General features: G+C 27.9%; 2 protein-coding genes. Both read right to left on the bottom strand.

Translation table 11 applies throughout. The annotated features are described in order from the left end of the window. Positions 1-285: 285 nt before the first annotated feature. On the bottom strand, positions 286-876 hold the full coding sequence (locus LG649_RS15860) for a hypothetical protein (RefSeq protein WP_226544800.1): 591 nt from the start codon (positions 874-876) through the stop codon (positions 286-288). A gap of 270 nt (positions 877-1,146) precedes the next feature. After that, complete coding sequence (locus LG649_RS15855; protein ID WP_226544799.1) at positions 1,147-2,043, bottom strand: hypothetical protein; 897 nt, start codon at positions 2,041-2,043, stop codon at positions 1,147-1,149. Positions 2,044-2,195 lie beyond the last annotated feature (152 nt).

Genomic DNA, 2,195 nt, shown 5'->3' with positions numbered 1-2,195 from the left:
GGTTTTATTCTCGTTAAAAAGTGTTTCAATTTTAATTCTTTCAGCTAAAGAAAGCCGTCTATGTTTTAAACTCATAATTACAAATCTATAATTTTAGATTTGTTGCGTTAAGTTATTGAATAGACCTTTAGCATTTTTAATTACTGCCAACGTGATTGTATATGGTTTGTTGCGTGGTTTAAGTACCTAATTTAGCAAATAAAAACCGAATAGAAAATCCACGAGGACTTTCGTAAGTAGGTGAGAAGCCAGCAATAAATTATATACGGTGTTGGCAACTGGTTTTTATATTTCCGTTCCTTTAATTCGGATTGTGTTTGCTTTTTTTATGTTTTCAGTTGTCTTTGTAATCAGTTTGACTATATTAATTTCAGTACTTTTTTCAGTCGTTTGGATTTTTTCCAAGATTATTTTCAAAATAAAGTTTTCATCGATTAAATATTCGTTATAATCTTGATTTATAACGTCTTCATTTATTTGAAAAACTATTGGCTTTTTATCTAAATCCAAATATTTTACTATAAGCTCTTTTAAGGTTATGAATTTCGGATTATATTCCGATTTCATTTTTACCAAAATTTTCCCATAATATTGTTTTCCGTTTTTCTCAAAATTCTCTTTTTCAATATTTAGGCTTTCTATTTTCTCTGAATTAATTACGTTCAAAACATTTTCATCTCCAACAAATATACCATTCACAAAAATTCCAGCAGGTTTCTTATTTGAATGAAATTTGTTTAACTTTTCCTTATAGACAACTCTTATTTTAGAGTTTTCTGAATAGTTAGGTTTCGTAGATTTTTTTCCGATAATGTCTTGACTGAATAAATTAAAAGTCACGAACAGTAATATAAGAGCAAAAATATTTTTTTTCATTTCTGATTGATTTTAACAATTCAAATTTAAAGTATGTTTAGATATTCCGAAATTAATAATGAGTGAATAATGCTCTTCATTGAGTAAACTAAACTTTCTTGTTAGTCAATAAGTTTCTTGGTTTGGTTAACTTGTTGCCAACGTGTTTGTGTATGATTAGTGGCGTGTTTCAGCAACTAATTTAGCAAATACAAACCGAATAGAAAATCCGCGAGGATTTTCGTAAGCAAGCTTGAACTAGCCATTTATTATACACGGTGTTGGGTACAGTTATTTTTTAGTTTTGCATTTGTATTCAGATTCCGATTTTCTGTAAAAATCTTGGATTGATTCAAATCCTATTTTTTTCCTTTCTTGATTTGCTTTATCACAATCACAAATTTTTCCTAGGTCATATTTCTTGTTGTATTTGTAAGTTCCATAAAATTGGCAATTCGAAATGCTTTTATAATCAATTAATCTAGCAAAATGATAAGGATACATTTCTCCATTCAGAACAGCTTCAAGCATATATGGTCTTAATTTTTCAATCTGTTCTTTTTTGAAATGTAATGGCATTAAGGTTATATTTTTCGTTACGTCATATTTTCCTTTTGGGGTTATTTCTCCAATTATTGAAAACCCAGGCCATTTATTATTATTTTCTTTAATAATCTCTAAAAGTCTATTGTAATTGTAAGTATCAATTTTTTTCAATTGTTTCCCATTACCAATAATTGGGGCTCTAACTTTTTGGTCTTTTCTTATCATTTCTACGATTTCTTCTCTTAATGGTAGATTCAAAGTTTTTAAGTGATTTTCACGAAGAGAATTATATTCTATCTTTAATATTTTCCAATTCTTTGATTTTTTGAATTCGGTCAATTGACTTTTAATCCTTTTTATTGTCAATCCGGTCGAAATGCCTTTTTTTAGATAATCAAATGTCTTTTGGTTATCGTTTAACTTTTCTGAATTTATAGATGCTAATAAATAATCCTCTTTAAAAGGCTTTTCAACAAGTTTAAATGCTATTTGATAAATTGAATCAGATTTTTTAAATTCTTTATCAAGATTAGCTATTTCAGCTTTGTTTATTGTTTCGTAGTAATTCAGATAGTCTTGAGATGAAATTTTCTGAATTCCAAATAGTAAAATTGTAATCGAAAATGCTAATATTTTGTTCATTCGTGTGTTTTGTGTTAATTGTACCCAACGTATTTGTATAAGCTTAGTTGCGCTGGAAATCCGCTAGGATTTTCAGATTAAGAAACTAAGATAATAAAAATGCGAGGATTTTCCGTAGGAAAATCAGTAGCAATTAAACTTATACGGTGTTA

Source organism: Neotamlana laminarinivorans (assembly GCF_020523925.1).
In the GTDB taxonomy this organism is placed as follows: Bacteria; Bacteroidota; Bacteroidia; order Flavobacteriales; family Flavobacteriaceae; genus Neotamlana; species Neotamlana laminarinivorans.
The sequence above is the reverse complement of the archived record's forward strand: the minus strand, read 5'-3'. Positions and strand labels throughout refer to the sequence as shown.

Excerpts from the sequence above, each read along its gene's own strand:
- LG649_RS15860 (WP_226544800.1), bottom strand. The coding sequence starts at position 876 with ATGAAAAAAAATATTTTTGCTCTTATATTACTGTTCGTGACTTTTAAT.
- LG649_RS15855 (WP_226544799.1), bottom strand. The coding sequence starts at position 2,043 with ATGAACAAAATATTAGCATTTTCGATTACAATTTTACTATTTGGAATT.